Source organism: Pseudomonas viridiflava (assembly GCF_003702045.1).
Classification (GTDB): Bacteria; Pseudomonadota; Gammaproteobacteria; order Pseudomonadales; family Pseudomonadaceae; genus Aquipseudomonas; species Aquipseudomonas viridiflava_C.
The window spans coordinates 46870-69664 of sequence record NZ_RBTP01000043.1 but is presented as its reverse complement, the minus strand read 5'-3'; the positions used below and the strand labels follow the sequence as shown (position 1 = coordinate 69664).

Genomic DNA, 22795 nt, shown 5'->3' with positions numbered 1-22795 from the left:
CTGGTCGGACAGCAGAACAGGACACGTTATTGTCGGAGCAGACGACGGCCAGAAGCTGACACACAGCCAGTTTTAACATGTCCTTAGGCAAAGAGCGGGAGCACGTACTCAGCCAACTCTTGGACACTGTCTTTCACTGAGCGGTGCGACACCCTCATATTCAAAGCAATATGCGACACACCTTGGTCACTCTGCCGCTGCCAAAGGCTGATGAGCGCATTTCGCCCGCCGCGTAGCCCTCGTCCCCAGCGGATTGGGGCATTGGGGTCTGGGTCCAGCTCAAAGAACGTTCCATAGCCGTAAGGCTTGAACGTCTGCGCGCCGCATGCGGACTGCCAGCGACTGATCAATGAAGGTAACAGCTCAAGGTCGCTCTGGTGCCAGATCCAGCCATCCATATGCTCTGCCAGCCAGGCGATTTCCTGGCCGCAGCGTCCTACAGCTATCGTCGGTAGCCGGGCATCAAATGCCTTGGGAATCAGATCCAGAGTTCCGTCCAGACGGCCGTAGTAGCTCGACTGGTGAACCGGAAAGGACTGGTTCATAACCTTACGGATCACAGCATAGGCATCACGAAAGCGTGCTTCTCGGTTGTCGAACTCAACACCGAACGACGGATATTCGGAGGGGCGATCTCCTGTCGATACACCCAGCACGAAACGCCCTTGGGAGAGTTGATCGACTGAAAGCGCTTGCTTGGCCACTGCAATAGGGTCTCGCAAAGGCAGGATCACTCCGGCCGTACCAATTGCGATACGCCGGGTCGCCGCAGCCAGCCATGCCGCGTACACCATAGGGTCGAACACTTGGGCCACGTCGCCAAAGGACGGGTCACGCAGCGGCACATCTCGCAGCCAGAGCGCGGCAAACCCCAGATCGTCGGCCAGCGTGGCGAGCGCGGTATGTTCCACCATGGTTGGGGTATCGCTCAGGGGATGACCCTCCAGTGGCGTGAGCAGGCCGAACGTCAGCTTTCCAGGGACAAAGACCCTGGAAAAAATGCTCTCAGCCAGCCCATTCGGGGGCACTCTTTTCTCCGACATTATCTTCCTCTCCCTTTAAAAGGCTTGGGTACCGGGATGGCCGCGCCCTGACCGATTGGCGCCATATTCGGGTGTAGAGAGAAAGGTACGTGTAGACGGAGGAGGGATAAATCCATTAACGAGTCATGAACTGTTATTCAATTAATACCAATAGGCCGCGTGCTAACGCATTTTCTCTTGGAACAAAGCACTTACCCACTCGACGAATACCCGCACATTGGGTGAAAGATGACGTCGATCTGGAAACAATACGGAAACGGTCTTCGGCTCGACTGGAACATCCGGCAATACCTCCACCAGACGTCCGCTGTCGATGTATCGCTGCAACGCCGGTCGCAGTCCCTGCACCATCCCGATCCCCGCCAAAGCGCAGTAAAGCAACGCCTCGGCGTTGTCGACGACAATGCCGCTATGCACCTTCACATTGATAGTTTTACCGTTGGCCTTGAAGCGCCAGGGCATGATCTGGCGGCGCTGCTCAACCATGAAATTGACTGCCAGGTGAGCCTGCAAATCATCCAGCGTGTCGGGTAAGCCATGTTTCTTTATGTAGGCGGGAGCCGCGCAGGTCACCAACGCTACCTCGCCGATACGTTTGGCAATCAGGCTTGAATCATCCAGATCACCGAGCCGCACGGAACAATCGATGCCGTCCGCAATAAGGTCGTTCAAATTATCGGAGGCCCCCAAGGATATTTCCAGGCCAGGGTAGCGTTCCATGAACTCGGGCAGCCGAGGGATGATCACCGCGTGACCGAGTACGGTCTGCATGTCGATCCTGAGCTTGCCTCGCGGCGGACGAGTCGGCGAAAACAATTCCAGTGTTTCCGCTAGTTCACTGAGTAATTTAAGGCTGCGTTCGTAGAACTCGTCGCCAGCGGGTGTGGTGTTCACTCTGCGCGTGGTGCGGTGTAAAAGCTGCACGCCGAGTTCGTGCTCAAGATTCTGGATGAGCTTGGAGAGTGCCGGACGATGCACATTGAGCGCCTCAGCCGCTTTGGTGTAGCTGCCATGGTCAACCACGGCCACGAACATTTGCATGGCTTCAATCAAGTTCATCGCCGTCCTCCAGTTAACTGTGCATCGGGCCACACGTACTCTGCACTGAGGACGACAGCGAAGTCAGGATTGCCTCTCTCAGACACCAACGCAAAATAAGCCACCACTGCTTGGGGAGCAAACATCGATGGCGTACGGCAGCCAATCTGGCTGCCGTAGCATTTTACTCAGTCAACCACGACGACGATCTTGCCGATCTGCGCATTCGACTCCATTCGGCGGTGTGCTGCCGCGATGTCAGTAAGCGGGAAGACCTGGTCGATGACGGGCTTGAGTTGACCGCCTGCCAAGCCTTTGGCAACGAACGCCTTGGCATTGGCCAGCTTTTGCATATCCATCGTGATTTCGAATAGCTCGTAGCCGCGCACGGTCAGGTGCTTGCCAAGAATGTCAAAGACGGGAACCGGGATATCGCGATGATCCAGAGCGCCATACTGGAAGAAGATCCCGGTATTGGCCATGGACTTGATCAGCTTGGCTGCCTCGGGGCCACCCACGGGGTCGAAAACGATGCGCGCACCTTTGCCATCGGTGATCGTTGCCACCTTGGCAATCAGATCCTCTTCCTGGGTGGCAATGACATATTTTGCACCCGCATCCAGCAATGCCTGACGCTTGGCACTTGTGCGGGTCAGGGCTACCGGGATGGCGCCCTGCATATTGGCGATCTGGATCGCTGCAAGCCCGACACTGCTCGACGCAGCCGGGATGAGCACGGTTTCACCCGCCTGTAGATTTCCATACTCAATCAAGGCGCCGTATGCAGTGACAAACATCATCCAGCTGGCCGCTGCTTCCACGAAGCTGAGATTGGACGGATGCTTGACGACAGCATGCGCAGGCGCATTGACCACTTCACCATACATGCCGTAATCAGCGAAGGAGAACGCCGGCACGACACTGACTACGTCACCGGGAACAACGTCGCGGACGTCACTGCCAACCGCGCGAACAATCCCGGCCGCTTCGTAGCCCAGCTTCGCCGGGAACCGGGGCTCGATCACATACTGCCCGGTGCGGTACATGATTTCAGCACGGTTCAGGCCGATGGCTTTGACTTCGATCTGAACCTCGTCGCTCTCCGGCGCCGGTACAGCGACTTCATCGAGAGTCAGAACATCAGCGTCACCCGTACGGTGAAAGTGGACAACCTTGGACATGGCACACCTCATTAATGGCTACTTCTGAAAAGTTATGCCAAGGCTACTGACCTTCTTGCCTGCGAAAGAGCGCTGATCGGCTCATAGATTGGTATTCGAAAAGAACCAATCCCTGGCTGGTAGGGAAGTGAAAAGACCACGGGGATACCGTGGCCTTTTCACTACGCGGGCGTCCACCGCGATGGTTATCTACGGATGCGGCGATTGCACAGAATGCACATGCACAATGTCGCCCCAAAGCAGCATGTGGCGCCGTGTCCATCGACCCGCCCGACCATTGCCCCGTCATGCTGCGAATCCTCCCGCTGGCCGACGACCTGTTTTGCCGCAGGCCAGGCAGGAGATCTGTTTTTTCAAAAGAGTCGCCCTATCGAAGATGACAGATCAGCCTCCGCTGGTTGGTTGGCCATGGATCTAGGCGTCAGAATCTTTTTTTGCCAGGCTGATGCTGTAGTCATAGGCGGGACGGCGTGGGCTTTGTACCAATGTTTCGTTGCGGCAATGGTGACGTCAGCTGTCGTACGGCCAACCCGGGATCAGATCCACGCGCAGCCATCCACCGGTTTATCGGGCTAGTCAATCCGCAACCCGCTGGCCTTTTCGAAGACGTGGATGTGCTCGCAGCGGCCACGCAGGTGCACCAGATCCCCCAGGTCTAAAGAGTCCCGCCGCGACAACGCTGCGACAATAACGGTGCGGACGATTTCGTATTCAACGCCATCACGGACAGCGTTCACGCCACTTCAGGCATCAAGACACGGGACCTGATTACCGATTTCAACGCGGCTCAGGCCGACATCATCGACCTGGCCGGTCTGAACTTCACGGGGCTGGGCAATGGCTATAACGGCACTTTGAAAGTCGAACTCAATGCCGTAGGCACTCAGACAATCTTGAAATCAATGGAAACGGATGCCGCAGGTAATCGATTTGAAGTGTTGTTCAATGGCGATCTCACCTCCGATCTGAATCGCAACGCCTTCGACTTCGGTAATCCCACCGGGCCGAAAGTGGTCAACACCCTCACGCGGGACAATCTGGATGTGGTCGGCACCGTCGGAAATGACACGCTCAATGGCGGTGACTACGACGATCAGTTGGTCGGTTTTCAAGGTAATGACCGGATCAACGCCGGTGCTGGGGACGATGTGATGGTGGGCGGTTACGGCAAGGACACCATCAGTGGCGGAGAAGGGCGGGACATTTTCCTTTATTACAACGTTGAGGACAGTTACCGGACGGCAGATGGCAGCTATTCAGGCCTGATTACCGACTTCGAAGACGGCGACGCCTTTTATATCCTCGATATTGGTTTGGAGCGTGACGGCAACGGTTACAACGGTACATTGAAGATTGAATACAACGAGGACCAGGACCGTACTTACTTGCGCTCCTTTGAAAGCAACGCCAAGGGCCAGCAGTTCCAGGTGGCGCTCAGTGGCAATCATCAGAACATTCCTTTTCTGTTTGATGGGTTGTACCTGGATGAGTCGCCCATTCATATCATCGGGGTCAATCCGGCGAAGCCTCTGGATGTGTTCGTCTGAGCTACAAGGCTTATAAAAAACCCGGCTTTCGCCGGGTTTTTCATGTCTTGCTGTGCACGGTATGACTTACTGCACTTCCACCGCCAGGCTGTCGCTGATCTTCTTCTGCCAGATCGCGGGGCCGGTGATGTGGACGGACTCGCCGCTGCTGTCTACGGCAACGGTCACCGGCATGTCCTTGACCTCGAACTCGTAGATCGCTTCCATGCCCAGTTCGGCGAAGGCAACGACCTTGGATTTCTTGATCGCCTGGGCGACGAGGTAGGCGGCGCCGCCGACGGCCATGAGGTAGACGGCTTTGTGGTCACGAATGGCTTCGATGGCGGTCGGGCCGCGCTCGGATTTGCCGATCATGCCCAAGAGGCCTGTCTGGTCGAGGATTTGACGGGTGAATTTGTCCATGCGCGTGGCCGTCGTCGGACCCGCTGGGCCAACGACTTCTTCGCGCACTGGATCAACCGGACCGACGTAGTAGATGAAGCGACCTTTGAGGTCGACCGGCAGGGTTTCGCCCTTGTTGAGCATTTCGACCATGCGCTTGTGCGCGGCGTCGCGGCCGGTGAGCATTTTGCCGTTGAGCAGGACGGTTTCGCCCGGCTTCCAGCTCTGCACGTCTTCCGGGGTCAGGGTGTCGAGGTTGACGCGGCGGGCAGATGGGCCGGCTTCCCAGACGATTTCCGGGTAAGCGTCCAGCGATGGCGCTTCCAGTGAGGCCGGGCCGGTGCCGTCGAGCACGAAGTGCGCGTGGCGCGTGGCGGCGCAGTTGGGGATCATGCACACCGGCAGCGAGGCGGCGTGGGTCGGGTAGTCCATAATCTTGACGTCGAGCACGGTGGTCAGACCGCCCAGGCCCTGAGCGCCGATGCCCAGTTGGTTGACCTTCTCGAACAGCTCCAGGCGCATCTCTTCGATGCGATTCTGTGGGCCGCGTGCCTTGAGCTCATGAATGTCGATGGACTCCATCAACACTTCCTTGGCCATGACTGCTGCCTTCTCGGCGGTGCCGCCGATGCCGATGCCGAGCATGCCCGGTGGGCACCAGCCCGCGCCCATTGTCGGCACGGTTTTCAGGACCCAGTCGACGATCGAGTCGGACGGGTTGAGCATCGCCATCTTCGATTTGTTTTCCGAGCCGCCGCCCTTGGCCGCCACGTCCACTTCCACGGTGTTACCCGGGACGATGGAGTAGTGAATGACCGCGGGGGTGTTGTCCTTGGTATTCTTGCGAGCACCGGCCGGGTCGGCCAGGATCGAGGCGCGCAGTACGTTTTCAGGCAGGTTGTAGGCGCGACGCACGCCTTCGTTGATCATGTCGTCCAGGCCCATCGTTGCGCCATCCCAGCGTACGTCCATGCCGACGCGTACGAAAACGGTGACGATGCCGGTGTCCTGGCAGATCGGGCGATGACCGGTCGCGCACATGCGCGAGTTGATCAGGATCTGGGCGATGGAGTCGCGGGCGGCAGGCGACTCTTCACGCAGATACGCCTCGTGCATGGCCTGGATGAAATCTACGGGGTGGTAGTAGGAAATGAATTGCAGGGCGTCTGCAACGCTCTGAATCAGGTCGTCTTGCTTGATCACGGTCATGCGGCGCGCTCCTCTGTAAGGACGGGAACATTCAATTACGCTATCGGCGACAGTCGGGGACTGCGGCTTGAACCAGAGCTGTCAGGGTAGCCGTAGCGGGCGCAAAAAGGCGCGGCAGTATAACCCGCCCGACAGGCCAGTCTGTACAATCGCCGTTATTTTCTGCACGGGGCGCTTTGATGCCGCATTTGCACGTCGGTGACCGCAGTTGGGCGGTGGCCGAAGCCAGTAACCTGCTCGACGCCTTGAATCAGGCCGGTGTTCGTGTGCCTTACAGTTGCCGTGCGGGCAGCTGCCATGCCTGTCTGGTGCGCTGCGTGAAAGGCGATCCGCTGGACGCGCTGCCGACCGCTCTGCCCGCCGAGAAGCGTCAGCAGGGCTGGCGGCTGGCGTGTCAGTGCAAGGTGGTTCAGGACTTGACGGTCGAGGTGTACGACCCGCTGCTGGACGGTTTGCCTGCCACGGTGCAGAGCTGCGACTGGCTCAGCCCCACGGTGATGCGTTTGCGTCTGGAACCGGGCAAGCCGCTGCGGTATCGCGCCGGGCAGCATCAGGTGCTGTGGACGGAGCAGGGCGTGGCGCGGCCTTACTCGCTGGCGAGCCTGCCGGGCGATGACGGGTTTCTGGAGTTTCATCTCGACTGCCGGCACCCCGGCGCTTTTTGCGACCATGCGCGTCAGTTGAAGGTAGGCGATGGTTTAAGGCTGGGCGAACTGCGCGGCGGAGCGCTGCGTTACGACCCGGACTGGCAGGACAAACCGCTTTTGTTGTTGGCCGCCGGTACTGGGCTGGGACCGTTATGGGGCGTCTTGCGTGAGGCTTTACGGCAGGAGCATCAGGGCGCAATTCGCTTGATTCATCTGGCGCATGACGCTCAGGAACACTACCTGGCCTCTGAACTGCAGGCACTGGCAGCGGTTCACCCGCTGTTGCAGGTTCAGCTCATTACGCAAGAGACGCTTCAGGATGCGCTGGCCGAGCTGCGCCTGCTGTCGCGTCAGGCGATGGCGTTGGTGTGTGGCAGTCCGGAGAGTGTCGAGGTGTTTGCCAAGCGTTTGTATCTGGCAGGGTTGCCGCGTAATCAGTTGCTGGCGGATGTGTTCGTTCGCCGAGAGTAGTATGAGGCGAGCTGTCGGTATGCAGTTCGTTGGAGAACGCTCTGCCTTCGCAACTGGGCGATGAGTGGAATGTGTGGCTTGTACTGTTTTCGCGAGCAAGCTCGCCCACGTTGATATGCGGACTCCCGTGGGAGCGAGCTTGCTCGCGAAAACCCCGGTTTAGACGATGCTGAGCTTTCGTTATATGGAAGTCGGTTTCGCGGACAAGCGCAGCGCCGCCCGGTCCGCTCCCCCAAGACAGGCATGCCACGAGTCACAAAAAAGCCCCGGCTCTCGCGAGTCGGGGCTTTTGCGTGGTGCGCTGGACGTCAGACCAATGGATCGCCGACGTGCAGGATCTTCATGCCGTTGGTGCCACCGATGGTGTGGTAGCTGTCGCCCTTGGTCAGGATGACCCAGTCGCCTTGCTCGACCAGACCGCGCTTGAGCAGCTCGTCGACGGCTGCCTGGCTGACCTGACCTGGCGGCAGGGCTGCCGGGTCGAACGGTACGGTGTAGACGCCACGGAACATCGCCGCGCGGGCCTGAGTGCCACGGTGCGGGGAGAACGCGTAGATCGGCACCGAGGAGCGAATGCGCGACATGATCAGCGGGGTGTAGCCGCTTTCAGTCAATGCAATGATCGCTTTCACGCCTGGGAAGTGGTTGGCGGTGTACATGGCCGCCAGCGCGATGCTTTCGTCACAGCGCGTGAACGAGTGACCGATGCGGTGGCTGGAGGTCTTGCCGGTCGGGTGCTTTTCAGCGCCGACGCAGATGCGCGCCATCGCCTGAACCGCTTCGATCGGGTAGGAACCGGCCGCACTTTCAGCCGACAGCATGACGGCGTCGGTGTAGTCGAGCACGGCGTTGGCCACGTCGGACACTTCTGCGCGGGTCGGCATGGGGCTTGAAATCATCGACTCCATCATCTGCGTTGCCACGATCACCGCTTTGTTGTGGCGACGTGCGTGCAGGATGATGCGTTTCTGAACGCCGACCAGTTCGGCGTCGCCGATCTCGACACCCAGGTCGCCGCGGGCAACCATGACCGCGTCACTGGCGCGAATCAGTTCGTCGAGCACTTCGTCGTTGGCAACGGCTTCGGCGCGTTCGATCTTCGCCACCAGCCAGGCGGTGCCGCCGGACTCGTCACGCAGTTTGCGGGCGTATTCCATGTCGGCAGCGTCGCGCGGGAAGGAAACGGCCAGGTAGTCCAGGTCCATTTCGGCAGCGAGCTTGATGTCCAGCTTGTCTTTTTCAGTCAGCGCAGGCGCTGTCAGGCCACCGCCGCGACGGTTGATGCCTTTGTGGTCCGACAACGGGCCACCGATCAACACGGTGCAGTGCAGTTCGTCAGCGGTCTGAGTGTCGACGCGCATGACCACGCGACCGTCGTCGAGCAACAGCTCGTCGCCTACGCCGCAATCCTTGACCAGATCCGGGTAGTCGATGCCCACGATCTGCTGGTTGCCACTGGTCAGCGGGTGAGCGGTGGAGAAGGTGAACTTGTCACCTACTTTCAGCTCGATCCGCTTGTCTGTGAACTTGGCGATACGAATCTTGGGGCCTTGCAGGTCGCCCAGCAGAGCGACGAAGCGCCCGTGTCTGGCGGCGATTTCACGGATCAGCTTGGCGCGAGCCTTGTGCTCATCCGGCGTGCCGTGGGAGAAGTTCAAGCGAGCAACATCAAGACCCGAAAGGATCAGTTGTTCGATGACTTCCGGCGAGTTACTGGCAGGGCCAAGGGTGGCGACGATTTTGGTGCGACGAACGGTCATGCACAAACTCCTTAATTGAAGCGCAGCGAGAGGCTACTCCTGTCTGTGTGTTTAGTCATTGTTCCTTTGCACTACCTCGCTGCACGAGGGCAGGGCAATCGGCTGACGGCCGGTGCTCGATTGACCTGAAGAAATTGGATATCGAGCCGATAAATGGCAGAGAACAGGAGAGTCCCATGCGTATTGTAACGATTGTTGTATTACTGGCTGCGGTCAGCGGTTGCACCCGTTGGGCAATGAACTCCAATCTGGATCATGCCTACCGCGCCTATCAGGAAGGTGACTGTGATCGAGTGATGCTCGATCTGTCCAAGGTCGAACGTCAGAGCCGCGAGCGGCGCTATGTGCAGCCTGAGGTGTCGATGTTGCGTGGACAGTGCCTGGAGCGCCAGAAGCTTTACGTCGATGCGGCCCAGACGTACCAATTTCTGATGACTCAGTATCCGGCCAGTGAATATGCGTATCGTGCCAAGGCGCGTCTGGACACACTGGCCCAACTGGGCCACTACCCGCCAGTACAGCGCGCGCGGCCGATACCCGCTTCAAAATAATTACACCCGATTGGATGACCGGTGTCGTATTCGGGTGGATCTTGGAAGGATTTGCGCTAGGCTGACTGTCAAGGGAATGAAAGGGCCTCAAGGCTCTAGTCTAGGGAGTTCCTGCGGCATCGGAATTTTGATGTACGGCTGCGGGAGCAGAGTTCTATGTGACCATGTTCAATGGTCTCTGAAGGTGGCCTGCCATGCTTAAAGATCGAAAAATCGAACGACACCAATTGCAGGAGTATCTTCAGGTTTTCAATCGTCACACCGACCGTCCACTCGGTTGTCTGGGTAATGTTTCCGAGGAAGGTTTGATGTTGATCAGCAGTATTCCTCTGTTGGTAGGTGCCAGATTTGATCTGCGTGTCAAAATGCCTCGCAGTGACGGGCTTAAAATGATTGATGTCAGCGCGACGTGCTTGTGGTGCCATGAAGATGAAACGCCCGGTTGCTACGATTCCGGTTTTGAGCTTGCCGAGGCGTCGGAAGACTATCTGGGTCTGGTGTTGATCCTGCGGCGGTACTTTTGTTTCTACCCGACGCTTGAAGCGTCGGCGTGAAATGTTTCGGTTGGGGAAGCTGGTCAGAGCGTTCCAGCTTTCTTCCAGCCGAGGTAGCGAGTGACCAACTGTGCGCCCAATTCTCCCGGGCGCACGTCCAACACATTGATGCCATGCGCGACCATCCGGTCATGCAACGTTGCACGCGCATTTAGAAAGTTCACGGTCCCGCAATAGCTCAGCGCCTCGTCGTACGTCTGTATCGGTGAGTGCCGGAGGCTGTCCAGTACTTCTTCTCTGAGGCTTGCCACCAGCACGCGGTGTCGACGACCGAGCCGATTGACGGCCGCGAGCAGCTCTTCATCGTCTTCGTCGCGCAGGTTGGTGACCAGCACCACCAAGGCTCGTCTTTTCTGGCGAATCAGCAGTTGATTGACGGCTGCACTGTAATCGGCAGGTCGCTGAGTCGTCTGCAGGTCATAGACGCTGTTGAGCAGCAGGTTCAACTGGCTGTGGCCTTTAACCGGGGACAGGTAACGGTTCTGCTCGCCTGCAAACGTCATCAAGCCCACTGAATCCCCTTGACGCAAGGCAACGTAGCTAAGGAGCAGGCAGGCATTGAGTGCGTGATCGAAGTGGGAAAGGTCGCCGTCCTGGCTGCGCATGCGGCGCCCGCAGTCCAGCATGAACACGATCTGCTGATCCCGCTCGTCCTGATATTCGCGGGCGATGGGCGCGCGTTGCCGGGCGGTTGCTTTCCAGTCGATCTGGCGCAGGCTGTCGCCTTCGCGAAACTCTCGCAACTGGTTGAATTCCAGCCCCAGGCCGCGGCGTTGCGAGTGGCGCACCCCGATCTGGCTGAGCCAGTTTTCCACCGCCAGCAACTGGCCGTCATACAGACGAGCGAAGTCAGGATAAACGCGTGTGCTGCCTTGCAGAGGGAGGCGACGCCGTGCTGACCATAGGCGCAGACCGCTTTGCAGATTCAGTTCGCATTGCTCGAACGTGAAGTGACCGCGTTTGAGGGGGCGCACCCGGTAACCCATTTGAGCTTTACCCCGACTGGCGACCTCAAGGGTCTGCGGCAGGTTCTCGGACGTCAGGCCAGCTGGCAGATGATCAATGACGCTGATGTTCAGCGGGACGGCACTGTCATGTTCGACGTCCAGCCGTACTTCGTTCCAGCGGTTCAGCGCCAGACTGCCTGGCAGATGGCGCGAGAGGCGCGGGGAGGGCAGGCGTGTCAGGCGAAATCCGTCAAATAGACACACCCCGGTCAGCGCCAGCATCGCGCTCCAATAAAGGGTATCGACCTGCCGGGGATAATCGATCCCCAACGCATTGAGCACGCCGAGCAGCACGGCAACGCCCAGCAATGCGCCAAGCCAGCGTAGGAGCAGGGTTGAGGGTTTAAGGACCTGATTCAAAGGCGTGGCGCCGGAACCTGATCAAGGATCTGCCTGAGCACCTGGTCCACCGAAAGGCCCTCGATATCCAGCTCAGGGGATAACCTCACGCGATGGCGCAACACGGCTAGCGCACACCCTTTGACGTCGTCCGGGATCACGAACTCGCCACCGCGCAGCAGAGCCCGGGCGCGAGCGCCACGCACCAGCGCGATAGACGCTCGTGGGCCTGCACCCAGGCTCAGGCCCGGCCAGGTCCGGGTGCTGCGTGCCAGTCGTACGGCGTAGTCCAGCACCTGCTCATCCATCGGCAGATCACTGGCAATGCGTTGCAATGCCTGGACTTCGCGGGCTTGCATGACCACCTTGAGCGGCCGCACGTCGAGCATGTCGGCACGGGTCGAACGCGTCACCTGACTCACCATGTCCAGCTCTTCCTGTGCGTGCGGGTAGTCCATGCGCAGCTTGAGCATGAAGCGGTCCAGTTCGGCCTCGGGCAGCGGATAAGTGCCTTCCTGTTCGATAGGGTTCTGCGTGGCCAGCACCATGAACGGCTGCGCGATAGGCAGCGCCTTTCCTTCCAGCGTCACCTGACGTTCCTGCATGGCTTCGAGCAGTGCAGCCTGGGTCTTGGCCGGTGCCCGGTTGATCTCATCGGCCAATAGCAGGTTGGTGAAAATCGGCCCCTTGCGCAGCTTGAACTGTTCGGTCTGCAAGTCGTAGACCGCATGACCCGTCACGTCGCTGGGCATCAGGTCGGGGGTGAACTGAATGCGGGCGAACTCGCAGCCCAGGCAACTGGCAAGTGCCCTCACGAGCAATGTCTTGCCCAGCCCCGGGACACCTTCAAGCAATACGTGACCACCGCCTATCAATGCGGTCAGCACATCGTCGATGACGGCGTTCTGGCCAATGACTGCCTTTTGCAGTTCGCCGCGCAGTACCTGAGCCAGATGGCTGGCGCGCTGGCGCTGTTGGGCCTGCGTGTTGACCGCATTGTCGGTGCTCGCAGGCATGACAGGCTCGACACTGCCTGGCTGTTCGGGCGCTTGATCGCTCATAAGGCATTCCTGAGGGTTTGCAGGTGGGCCACCTGACGGGTGAAGTCGCTATGGGAGAGGCGCTGTTGCGGTCTTGGTCGCAAGGCATCGCTGATGGCGCTGGTTGGCTGACGAGTGAGTCGCGACAGTACCTGCCATTGATCGGCAACGGCCAGGGATTCAAAACCCGGATGGCGCTGACGGGCGCGGCGCAAGACGTCCTGTTGCAGGCTCTTGAGCAGCGTATGTTGCCCGCTGCGTCGGCGCAGGAACTCGGCGCTGGCTCGCAAGTGTTCTGTCAGTTGCCGTCGAGTTCGGGCTGCTGGCAACTGCACAGGGCCTTCGCGTAACCCGACATGCCAGAGGCCAAGCCCGATCAGCAGCGCCAGTGCCACTAACGCCAGCGAAAAGTGGCGCAGCAGCAGGCTCAGCAAATTGTCATGTTCGGTTTGCAGCAACAGCGTGACGTCGCTGTCCTGGGTCAGATACCAGAGCAGCCAGGCGTTGTCGTATTTGCCGATCGCGCGGGTCTTCCAGAGATTGGCGTCAGTGAGCACCGTGATCAACCCGTCGCCCTGGCTCACCTGCACCATGTGCGTGGCATCGGCACTGTTGGCCCACGCGTCGGCGTGGTCGTTGGGGTCTTCCAGGTGGAAAGCCGGGTCAAAGCTCATGTAGGCGGGAGCGTTCTCATTTTCAAGGTACAGACGCGTCAGCTCCGGCCACTTCACTTTTTGCCGTTCAGGCGGTTGCGCCATCAGCGGAATGGGCAGGCTGGGCCGTGTGTCATCGGCTTGCAGGTCCTGCGCCTTGATGTCTTTCGTCAGGTACTGGCGAATCTCTATGCTGTCGAGCAACAAGTCGCCGCTGCGGCCTTTGCGCTCATCCCACAGTTGTTCGGCCACGAATATCAGATGTCCGCCCGAGGCGGCCCAGTCCAACAGGCGCTCGGTTTGTGCCGGGGTCATGTTTTCCCGGTCGTCGAGCAGCAGCAGTGTTTGCATGCGTTGCTTTGTGTCAGGCAGCTCGGCGAGTGTGCGCGTAACGGTGACCGGCACGGCGCGGTGACGAAGAAATTCTGCTGCGGCCAGATAGGGGTTCGACCTGGCTTCGGGAGAGGGACCCTGGTCGACAGTTTTCTCGTAACGCTCAAGATGACTGCCTATATAAAAGCCGACAAGCATCAACAGGATCACAACGATCCCTGTGATCAGCACATTGCGTCGGCTCATGCGTCGGCCTCTGGGCCGAACAGGCGACGCCAGCCATCGCACAATTGCTGTTGTGACTGTGCTGGCGGCAGACGATGGCCGTAAGCGAGGTTCTGCCAGTGCGTGGTCAGTGCCCGACTGAATTCAGCCAGTTGGGGCTGGTCGAGACGTTCGATGCGCTCAAGCACTTGACCTTCGGTGTCGGCCGTTTTCAGCGGCAGGCGATAGTCGTTCAGCAGGCGGCTGAGCAAAGCGCGATAAAGGAGGCCGAGCGCTTCGCGTGGTGAAGTGCTCCAGAGTCTTTCTGCGCTGGCGGCGACATCGTCCGGCAGGCTTTCTGCGCTGACTTGCAGGCCGAAAAGCTGTTCTGGCGCTTCGCGGGCGCACACAGGCTGGCGCGGTCTGCGGTTGACGAATGTGCCCAGCCAGGTGCGGTAACGCCAGACCAGCAGGCCAATCACGGCCAATGCCACCGCCCACAGCAGTATTTTCACAGCACTGGCCAAGGCACTGGCAGCCGCCAGCAGTCGGTTGAGCCATGTGACGACTGCGCTTTCATTGGCGCGGTTCTTGGGTGTTGCTGCCTTGTCTTCCCGCTCCGGGAAGCGCCAGCCGGAAACCGTCTTGGGGTTCTTGAACGGCGGCGCTTGCAGGATGCTCTTGATCTCGCTCCGCGCCGCTTCGCTGGTGAGCGGCTGATGGATGAGACGTGGCGAGTCGGGTGCTGCGGTTGCGGCTGACTGTTGCGCAGCAAGGGGCTCAGGCAATGGACAGCTGTAGCTTTGAGAATCGGCCATCGCAGACGGCGGGGCGGCGATGAACAGCAGCGCAGCACCGATCAGCAGGACATAAGCTGTGCCGATCAATCGCTGGCGCAGCCGCCGGAAGGTCAGTTCGATATCCCACGCCTCAAGGACCGTGCGGCGATTGAGGTACAGCGTAAAACCGCACGCGACATAAATAGGCTCCCACAGCACCAATGCCAGGACATAAAACAGGTTGGTCAGGTGTTCGAGCCAGTTCCAGTCTGCCTGGGTGTCGACCAGACTCAGCCACTGCCAGTCGATTTCGATCTGCTGAGGAATGAACAGATAGAACAGGATCATCAGCCCGATCCACAGCGAGTATTCCAGGTGCGCACCGACAATGGTCAACAGGCGGGCGGCTCGTAAGTCTTTCTGGCCAAGCAGGGTGAGGCGACGTGTCCGCTCGGCACCTGAAAGGTTTTCCAGTTGCTGCACCGGCAATTGAAAGCTGCGGGTCAGGCTCAGGCGACGCCACAGCAGGCTGGGCAGCAACTGGTTTTTCAGGGTGGCGGGCCAGGCTTTGAGCGCTTGTTTGAGTGTGGGCGTAGTGCCAAACAAGGCTTGGGACAGAATCAGTAACGGCAGGCGGTCGAAGGCGGGTTTGAGCCACCAGAACAGAAACACTGCCACCGACGGATAGTCCCAGAGCAACAGGCTGAGGACGGCGAAAGCTGGCAGCGTGACGAGCGCCCAACTGCCCATCAGCAGCGTCCGGTGCTCACGGGCCATGAGAACGCCCAGATCAATGGCTTCCCAGGCCGGGCGAGGGCGGATGGCGACGCTCGATTCAGTCAGGCGCATGGGTGGTCCGCCCTGCCAGTGTCAGGTAGGTGCCCACCAGCGCCCAAAGTGTCGCACCCACCAGGTACTTGATAAGTGGCGTCGGCCAGGTCATCGATGACCAGTAGGCTTCGATGAACGCCGCGATCAGCAGGAACATGATCACGCCGCCGATCAGTTGTACGCTGCCCTGTGCGGCGATCCGCAGGGCTTCACCGCGAGTGAACCTGCCGGGTGCCAGCAAGGCCCATCCCAGCTTCAGGCCAGCGGCTCCGGCCAGTGCGATGGCCGTGAGTTCGAAAGCGCCATGACCGATGACGAATGACCAGAAAGTCTGGCCAAAGCCGATGTCTGTCAGATGGCCAGCCACTGCACCGATCATCAGGCCATTGAAGAGCAGAAAGAACAGGCTGCCCACGCCAAACAGCAAGCCGCTGGCATAAGTCTGAAAGGCGATGCCGATGTTGTTCATGATGTAGTAGCCAAACATCACCCAGTCGTCGTCGGAGGCGCGCTCCAATGCCTGACCGATACGGCTCGCCGCAGGGTCATACATGCTTTGCATGTCGCTGACCTGTTCAGGGCTGACAATGCTGTAAATCAGCTCTGGAAACCCGTACACCAAAAGGCCTGTGCCGATCAGGCTGCCGAAAAAGATCAGGCTGGCCACCAGTACGAAACGCCATTCGGCCCGAACGCTTCTCGGAAAGCCTGCAAGGATGAAGGTCAGGAACTGCGCACCCAGCGCACTGCGATGCCGGTACAACTGCTGGTGACCGCGCATGGCCAGTTGGTGAAGCGGGTCAATCAAGTGGCTGCTGTAGCCGCGTTCCTGAGCCAGCGCCAGTTGATGGCAAAGACGTCTGTAGTCGGCAGGGAAGCGCTCACAGGACTTGGGGTCGGCCTTGCCGCGCTCTAGGGCATCCAGGCATTCGCCGAAGTGCTGCCACTCGGCCTGATGACGGGCCTCGAACTGAATCTGTTTCATGTCGCCCCCGTCAGGCTGCGTGCGATACCGTTGACTTGGGTGACGGCCTTGTCAGCAGACAATTGCAGCGGCTCGACGAGAATCGCGGCCAGCTCACGGGTGCGTGCTTCGGACAGCTCACCCTGGCGTTCGGCCAGACTCAGGAGGGCGCGCTGCTCGTCCAGTCTAAGGGCAACCGGCACCACGTAAGGCTCGACGGCCGGCAGGGTGGGCCGCTGCACAGGCAGGTCGGTGTGAACCACCAGGGTTCCGGCGGCCAGGTCGCCCAAGCGCTTGAACTGCGGGTGATTCAGGCAACTGACGGCTCCGACGCTATAGGCCACCGGCAGCATGTCGACGAAACGCAGCAGGTTGCGAATAAGTGAAGAGGCCCAGCCGATCGGCGTGCCATCGTCGTTGACCACGCGCAGGCCCGAGGCGCGCTTGCCGGGCGTACGGCCCTGATTCAGCACCTCGAACAGCACCATGTACCACCAATTCACCAGAAACAGCGCAATGGCGGCCAGCCCCATGCCGAATTTGTCGAACACCTGGAGGATGAAAAACAGCGCACCGAGTGCCAGACCCCGGATGGCCAGATCGATCCCGAATGCCAACGCGCGGACAACCAGACCCGCAGGACGAAGGATCATGTCGATGCCTTCCGGGGTCTCGATGGCAATGCGGGTATCCAGCGGCAATGGCTGCGCTGCAATCCTTTGCGAAGCGGGCGGTGATGACATGATGGGGAGGCGGTACCTGAAGGCGAAAACTGATGCTAGCTAGCACTGCGATGCTAAGCAACCGGCCTTTCAAAACAGACCCTGTAAGAAAAGGTGTCTGAGGCGTGCCGAGCCTTCCGATTAGCCAACGGTTGGCTTCAACCCCTACACTTCAGGGGTCTCTTGTTCAGGATCAGCCCGTGACTTCCAGCCTCTTCTGGTATGACTACGAAACCACCGGTATCAACCCGCGCAATGATCGCGCGCTACAGATGGCCGGTATCCGGACCGACGCCGAGCTCAATGAGATCGCGCCACCGGTCAACCTCTACTGTCAGCCCAGCGACGACATTCTGCCGCACCCTGCCGCCTGTATCATCACCGGGATTACGCCGGCCACTCTGGCAGAGAAAGGCTTGTGCGAAGCCGATTTCATGACGCGTGTTCACGCCGAGCTGTCCGCCCCCGGAACCTGTGGCGCTGGCTACAACACCCTGCGCTTTGACGATGAAGTCACGCGCTACAGCCTCTATCGCAACTTTTTCGATCCTTATGCACGGGAGTGGCAGGGGGGGAACAGCCGGTGGGATCTGATCGATGTGGTGCGTGCCGCTTACGCCTTGCGACCGGATGGAATCGTCTGGCCAGAAGAAAACGGCCGGGTCACGCTCAAACTTGAGCGCCTGACCGCCGCCAACGGAATTGAACATGGGCAGGCCCACGATGCTTTATCCGATGTGCGTGCAACCATTGCACTGGCACGCCTGATTCGTGAGAAACAACCGCGGCTGTACGAATACCTGTTTGCACTGCGTAGCAAACAAAAGGTCCAGGATCAGATTCGTCTGATGCAGCCTCTGGTGCATATTTCAGGTCGCTTTTCAGCCGCCCGTCATTATGTGGGGGTCGTATTGCCGCTGGCGTGGCATCCGCATAACCGTAATGCACTGATCGTGTGTGACCTGCACCAGGATCACTCACCGTTACTGGACTGCGATGTTGAAACACTGAAGCAGCGCTTATATACCCGGCACGAGGCATTGGGCGAGGGCGAACTGCCGGTGCCGCTCAAACTCTTGCATATAAATCGCTGCCCTGTGATTGCGCCCATGAGCGTATTGCGGCCTCAGGATCAAGAACGCCTCCAGCTGGATATGGCAGGCTACCAGGCGCGCGCCACACGCGTCGCGGAAAGTCTGGAAGTTTGGCAGGGCAAACTGCGTGCGCTGTATGGCAAGGATCATTTCATTGCCAGTGAAGACCCCGAGCAGCAACTGTACGACGGGTTTATCGGGGACCGTGACCGCAGGTTGTGTGAACAAGTACGCCTTTCAGATCCTGAACAACTGGCACATGATGCATGGCCGTTTGACGATGCACGCCTGCCTGAATTGTTATTTCGCTATCGAGCCCGTAACTTTCCTCACACCTTGGCCCCCGAAGAACAACAACGCTGGCATCAGTTTTGTCAGACAAGGCTGCAACGCCCGGAGTCAGGGGCTCCGAATACTGTGCACGCCTTTAGTAACGCGCTGGTGGAGTTGTCGCTTAGTGCCACGCCAGAGCAGTTGGCGATACTGAGTCAATGGCAGGACCACGTTCAGTTGCTGCGCGAGCGGCTGGGAATATGAGTAAAAGGTGTAGGAAGTGAACTATAAAAAAACGCCAGCAAGCTGGCGTTTTTCATACCGTGAATAACACGGCTTTTGAAGCTTAGCCCAGCAGAGTGGCCCAGCTTTCAACCTCATCACCGCCCCACTTGGCTTTCCACTCTTTCAGTGTCTTGTGGTTGCCACCTTTGGTTTCGATGACTTCGCCATTGTGCGGGTTCTTGTACTGCTTGACCTTGCGAGCGCGTTTGGTGCCGGTCGTTTTTACAGCGCCGCCACGGGGTGCCTTGTTAACCTTGGAATCCGGATCCAGCAGAGCAATGATGTCACGCAGCGATTTTTGATATTCGCCCATCAGGGTGCGCAGTTTGCCTTCGAATTCCAGCTCGGTTTGCAGTTTGTCGTCTTGCGACAGGTTCTTCAAACGGGCTTGCAGTTCTTTGATGGCTTCTTCTGTAGCGCGGTATTCGTTGATCAGGGACATGAGGAGGACCTTATGTTGTGAAGGGTGGCAGGGATACAGTGACGCAATAATAGTCAGAGGAACTGATCAAGTAAACATTAAATAAAAGTTTTATTTGAATTATTTAGAAATATACACGCGTCCTACAGACTCAGGAACTAGATCGACCGTCTCTACGCTACTAAATAGGCGCGCTATAAAGCCCTGCTTAAATGCCGGTCTTTATAGAAACGCGTCCTGAAAATTGCGTACTGGCACGGTGCAATCTTTTTCCCTCGGCGCGCCAGCCTCGCCGCCTGGATTCAGGCAACAGAGATACTGCAGTTTTTCGGCGCAGTCGCTAGAATAGCGGCTTTGCGAAGTTCTGGAGTTTCCCCTAATGCGCACTTTTCGTCTGGTGATTGCTTGCCCGGACCGTGTCGGCATCGTTGCCAAAGTCAGTAACTTTCTGGCGTCCCATAACGGCTGGATCACCGAAGCGAGCCATCATTCGGATAATCTCAGTGGCTGGTTTTTCATGCGTCACGAGATCCGTGCCGACACGCTGCCATTCGACCTTGACGGTTTTCGCGAGGCGTTCACGCCGATAGCCGAAGAATTCGCGATGGACTGGCGTATCACCGATTCGGCGCAGAAGAAGCGCGTCGTGTTGATGGCCAGCCGCGAATCACACTGTTTGGCAGACCTGCTGCACCGTTGGCACACCGATGAGCTGGATTGTGACATCGCCTGCGTGATTTCAAACCACCAGGACCTGCGCAGCATGGTCGAGTGGCATGACATTCCTTATTACCATGTGCCTGTCGACCCTAAAGACAAGGAGCCAGCCTTCGCCGAAGTGTCGCGTCTGGTCGGGCAGCATCAGGCCGATGTCGTGGTGCTGGCGCGCTACATGCAGATCCTGCCACCGCAGCTGTGCCGTGAATACGCGCATCAGGTGATCAACATTCACCACAGCTTCCTGCCATCGTTTGTGGGGGCCAAGCCCTATCACCAGGCCTCGCTGCGTGGAGTCAAACTGATTGGCGCGACGTGCCATTATGTGACTGAAGAACTGGACGCTGGCCCGATCATCGAGCAGGACGTTGTCCGGGTCAGCCACCGTGACAGTATCGAGAACATGGTGCGCTTTGGCCGTGACGTGGAAAAGATGGTACTGGCGCGTGGTCTGCGTGCGCACCTTGAAGATCGCGTACTGGTTCACGACAACAAGACAGTCGTCTTCGACTGATCCGTTGTGGCAGGATCGTCCATGCGGCGCTCCTGCCAACCTCCCAGGCGGACATTTCCATGACCGACCCCCTCGATAAAGCAACGTCCAAGGCACCGGCCACCCTGGGTGAAGGTTGCCTGAGCCGTTATGACCCGGACGCCTTGACACCTGAGAATGGCACCGAGTTCGATGGCGCGGCTGAACTGTGGCGCGAGTTGCAGCAACCCTCGGAAGATCAGTCTGAGGCGTAGCGCGTAAGCCACTGAATCTTGGTCATTGGCTGTCTGCCGTCTTCCAGCAGTCGTGTCAGCAGCGCGAGCCAATAAGTGCGTGATGATTCGTGCAGCATATCCACAGGATGCAGGCCCAGCCGGATCGTCGGAGAGTCGCGAAGCCGTGCTTGCTTGTAGTCGCTGTAACGCCTCGACGCCGCGCGTCTCCATGCACTGCGTGCGCTCCACACCAGCCCCGGCGCTTCAATCGGGGTGAAGTCGGGCAGTCTGAACAAACGCTGCGGGTCGCTGGTATAACTGAACGGCAATTGACGCAGGGCGTCACGTGTCCCCTGACTCATCAGCCACGCCGGTGCGACAAAACCGTGCAGTGGCCAGCCGTGGCGACGAAACACGTTAATGCCCGCTTCCAGACGCATCAGGGCCTGCTGCGAACTCAGGCAGTAGAACTCGCCTTCCCATGTATAGACACGTCGCATGAAATAGTCGCGCAGGGTTCTTGGCGCGGCGCTGTCGTCACAATGGTAATAACCGTGCAGGGCCAGTTCGTCGCCACGCTCCAGCCGCTCACTCAGCCGGCGTTGAAAAAGCGGGTCTTCGTTCAGCGGGCTGCGCCGATGAAAGTCCGGCACCACCAGCCAGGTCATGTTGACCCCGCCCAGTCGGTCGACCGCGTTCACGAACGGTTCATACATCGACCAACTGTGAGGCGCGACGTCGTGCAAAACCAATAGCACGCTGCGCGGCCTTGACCTGTCGCCCCGTTCAACCATGAGCGAATGCCGACACGTCAGTGCCCAAGACCGCCTGATAATGTCCAAGCAGGTCCGAAACTACGACGTCCCAGCTGTAATGCTGTTCGACGTACAGTCTGGCGGCCAGCCCCTTGGAGGGCATGTCGTGGGAAAACAGCTCTCGCACCGCTGCGGCCATCGCCTGAGCATTGCCTGCTTCACACAACAGTCCGCTGTGCTCCGACACGATTTCCGTGAACGCTCCGGCAGCGACCGCCACGACAGGGATCCCGCTGGCCATCGCTTCAAGCACCACCAGACCAAATGTTTCCTGATCCCCGGCATGGACCAGGGCATCGGCGCTGGCCATTAGACGGGCGAGGGGGGCGGCTTTGCAGAAACGATGGACGACGGTGACGTTGTCCGGTACGTGCATGGGCATGTGTGACCCCACCAGCAAAAGGTGATAACGCGGGCCGAGCGTTTTCATGCACCGCAGCAGCACCGGCAGGTTCTTCTCCCTGGAGCCGCGCCCGGCGAAGATCAGCAACCTCGTGTCTTCGCGCAGACCCAGTTCCGCTTTCAAGCCTGGGTCCCGGTGGCGTGGATTGAAGGTCTGCAAATCAACGCCAAGGGGTTGTATGTGCACGTTTTCCACGCCCATCCCGAGCAGCTTGTCGGCCACGACACGACTGGGCGCCAACACCCGGTCGAAGTTGCTGTAAAGCTTGCTGATATACGCTTGAGCACTCATGCCCATCCAGTTGCCCATGCGATTGCTGATCAGCAGGGGAAGGTCGGAATGGTAGAAACCAATCACCGGAACGTCCAGCTGGCGTCGGGCATCGAGCGCGGCCCAGGCAGTCAGGTAGGGATCGCCGGCCTCGATCAGGTCGGGCTGAAGCCGGTGTAACAGCGTGCGCCACGGAGCGGCCCGCAACGGAAAGCGGTAACCGTTACTGAAGGGCAGGGCTGGCGCCGGAACCCGGTAAATGCCCTCACTGTGTGTGGCGCGTGCCCCAGGAATCAGCAGGCTGTGACGCACCCCGGGGCGCTTGCTCAGAAGGGCGTGCTTGGCGTCCAGGTAGGTGCGCACTCCGCCGCTGGCCGGGGCGTAGAACATCGTGATGTCGGCAATGTGCACAGCAACGTTCCTCCAGACTGAGGTCGTCCTTTCTTGACCTCTTGAAAGAATAGTGGTTCGCGGCGGCATTCACCGCTCGGCAGGCGAGCGGCAGACGCGCCGTCCAGTTGGGAGGATGATGAGCATTCAGCAAGCGTTAACGAA

At 59.1% G+C, this 22795-nt stretch carries 21 protein-coding genes; 7 read left to right on the top strand and 14 right to left on the bottom strand.

Annotated elements, in window-relative coordinates; all coding sequences use genetic code 11:
* Positions 1-83: 83 nt before the first annotated feature.
* The 3 genes from ALP40_RS14915 to ALP40_RS14905 form a co-directional block, all read right to left on the bottom strand.
* Positions 84-1043, bottom strand: coding sequence for an LLM class oxidoreductase (locus ALP40_RS14915; protein WP_122209008.1), 960 nt, complete (start codon positions 1041-1043; stop codon positions 84-86).
* 162 nt (positions 1044-1205) lie between these two features.
* On the bottom strand, positions 1206-2102 hold the full coding sequence (locus ALP40_RS14910) for a LysR family transcriptional regulator (protein ID WP_122209007.1): 897 nt from the start codon (positions 2100-2102) through the stop codon (positions 1206-1208).
* A 167-nt stretch (positions 2103-2269) separates the two neighbouring features.
* Positions 2270-3262 (bottom strand): zinc-dependent alcohol dehydrogenase family protein, encoded by a 993-nt coding sequence (locus ALP40_RS14905; RefSeq protein ID WP_122209006.1) that lies wholly within the window; start codon positions 3260-3262, stop codon positions 2270-2272.
* Positions 3263-4164: 902 nt separating this feature from the next.
* Here ALP40_RS14905 and ALP40_RS14895 point away from each other — a divergent pair.
* A complete protein-coding gene (locus ALP40_RS14895; RefSeq protein ID WP_122209005.1) occupies positions 4165-4809 on the top strand; it encodes a hypothetical protein in 645 nt (214 codons plus the stop codon).
* Positions 4810-4875: 66 nt separating this feature from the next.
* On the opposite strand, the gene ALP40_RS14890 is transcribed toward ALP40_RS14895, so the two are convergent.
* Positions 4876-6399: a fumarate hydratase gene (locus ALP40_RS14890; protein WP_122209004.1), complete on the bottom strand. Its 1524-nt coding sequence runs from the start codon at positions 6397-6399 to the stop codon at positions 4876-4878.
* 179 nt (positions 6400-6578) lie between these two features.
* Between ALP40_RS14890 and ALP40_RS14885 the strand changes: the two genes are divergently transcribed.
* Positions 6579-7517 (top strand): iron-sulfur-binding ferredoxin reductase, encoded by a 939-nt coding sequence (locus ALP40_RS14885; protein WP_122209003.1) that lies wholly within the window; start codon positions 6579-6581, stop codon positions 7515-7517.
* A 308-nt stretch (positions 7518-7825) separates the two neighbouring features.
* Here the strand turns inward: ALP40_RS14885 and pyk are convergent, their stop codons facing one another.
* Positions 7826-9277, bottom strand: a complete 1452-nt coding sequence (pyk, locus tag ALP40_RS14880; RefSeq protein ID WP_122209002.1) for a pyruvate kinase — start codon at positions 9275-9277, stop codon at positions 7826-7828.
* Positions 9278-9453: 176 nt separating this feature from the next.
* Here pyk and ALP40_RS14875 point away from each other — a divergent pair, with 176 nt between their 5' ends.
* Both ALP40_RS14875 and ALP40_RS14870 read left to right on the top strand, forming a co-directional pair.
* Positions 9454-9828 carry a tol-pal system YbgF family protein gene (locus ALP40_RS14875; RefSeq protein ID WP_122209001.1) on the top strand — a complete coding sequence of 125 codons (375 nt, stop codon included), beginning with the start codon at positions 9454-9456 and terminating at the stop codon, positions 9826-9828.
* Positions 9829-10022: 194 nt separating this feature from the next.
* The gene (locus tag ALP40_RS14870; RefSeq protein WP_122209000.1) at positions 10023-10382 is read left to right on the top strand and encodes a PilZ domain-containing protein; all 360 of its coding nucleotides are present in this window, start codon (positions 10023-10025) and stop codon (positions 10380-10382) included.
* A 23-nt stretch (positions 10383-10405) separates the two neighbouring features.
* Here the strand turns inward: ALP40_RS14870 and ALP40_RS14865 are convergent, their stop codons facing one another.
* Genes ALP40_RS14865 through ALP40_RS14840 form a run of 6 tightly spaced genes read right to left on the bottom strand, consistent with a single transcriptional unit; the run spans position 10406 to position 17275 of the window.
* Positions 10406-11749 (bottom strand): DUF58 domain-containing protein, encoded by a 1344-nt coding sequence (locus ALP40_RS14865; protein WP_122208999.1) that lies wholly within the window; start codon positions 11747-11749, stop codon positions 10406-10408.
* Positions 11746-12789 (bottom strand): MoxR family ATPase, encoded by a 1044-nt coding sequence (locus ALP40_RS14860; RefSeq protein ID WP_122208998.1) that lies wholly within the window; start codon positions 12787-12789, stop codon positions 11746-11748. The genes ALP40_RS14865 and ALP40_RS14860 overlap by 4 nt, the downstream gene beginning before the upstream one ends.
* Positions 12786-14000, bottom strand: coding sequence for a DUF4350 domain-containing protein (locus tag ALP40_RS14855; protein WP_122208997.1), 1215 nt, complete (start codon positions 13998-14000; stop codon positions 12786-12788). The genes ALP40_RS14860 and ALP40_RS14855 overlap by 4 nt, the downstream gene beginning before the upstream one ends.
* Entirely contained in the window at positions 13997-15586 is a 1590-nt protein-coding gene (locus ALP40_RS14850) for a DUF4129 domain-containing protein (RefSeq protein ID WP_122208996.1), read from the bottom strand. Before ALP40_RS14850 ends, ALP40_RS14855 begins: the two co-directional genes overlap by 4 nt.
* Complete coding sequence (locus ALP40_RS14845; RefSeq protein WP_122208995.1) at positions 15573-16553, bottom strand: stage II sporulation protein M; 981 nt, start codon at positions 16551-16553, stop codon at positions 15573-15575. Before ALP40_RS14845 ends, ALP40_RS14850 begins: the two co-directional genes overlap by 14 nt.
* A complete protein-coding gene (locus ALP40_RS14840; RefSeq protein ID WP_122208994.1) occupies positions 16550-17275 on the bottom strand; it encodes an RDD family protein in 726 nt (241 codons plus the stop codon). The genes ALP40_RS14845 and ALP40_RS14840 overlap by 4 nt, the downstream gene beginning before the upstream one ends.
* Positions 17276-17454: 179 nt before the next feature.
* On the opposite strand from ALP40_RS14840, the gene sbcB reads away from it, so the two are divergent.
* Positions 17455-18885, top strand: coding sequence for an exodeoxyribonuclease I (sbcB, locus tag ALP40_RS14835; protein WP_122208993.1), 1431 nt, complete (start codon positions 17455-17457; stop codon positions 18883-18885).
* Between the two features lie 82 nt (positions 18886-18967).
* Here the strand turns inward: sbcB and mvaT are convergent, their stop codons facing one another.
* Complete coding sequence (gene mvaT, locus ALP40_RS14830; RefSeq protein ID WP_083184029.1) at positions 18968-19348, bottom strand: histone-like nucleoid-structuring protein MvaT; 381 nt, start codon at positions 19346-19348, stop codon at positions 18968-18970.
* Positions 19349-19706: 358 nt separating this feature from the next.
* Here mvaT and purU point away from each other — a divergent pair, with 358 nt between their 5' ends.
* Together purU and ALP40_RS14820 are read left to right on the top strand one after the other, a co-directional pair.
* Positions 19707-20558: a formyltetrahydrofolate deformylase gene (gene purU, locus ALP40_RS14825; RefSeq protein WP_122208992.1), complete on the top strand. Its 852-nt coding sequence runs from the start codon at positions 19707-19709 to the stop codon at positions 20556-20558.
* Positions 20559-20617: 59 nt separating this feature from the next.
* On the top strand, positions 20618-20791 hold the full coding sequence (locus tag ALP40_RS14820; protein WP_122208991.1) for a hypothetical protein: 174 nt from the start codon (positions 20618-20620) through the stop codon (positions 20789-20791).
* On the opposite strand, the gene ALP40_RS14815 is transcribed toward ALP40_RS14820, so the two are convergent.
* Positions 20776-21546, bottom strand: a complete 771-nt coding sequence (locus tag ALP40_RS14815) for a DUF2334 domain-containing protein (RefSeq protein ID WP_122208990.1) — start codon at positions 21544-21546, stop codon at positions 20776-20778. The genes ALP40_RS14820 and ALP40_RS14815 overlap by 16 nt on opposite strands.
* Complete coding sequence (locus ALP40_RS14810; protein ID WP_122209043.1) at positions 21539-22630, bottom strand: glycosyltransferase family 1 protein; 1092 nt, start codon at positions 22628-22630, stop codon at positions 21539-21541. Before ALP40_RS14810 ends, ALP40_RS14815 begins: the two co-directional genes overlap by 8 nt.
* Positions 22631-22795 lie beyond the last annotated feature (165 nt).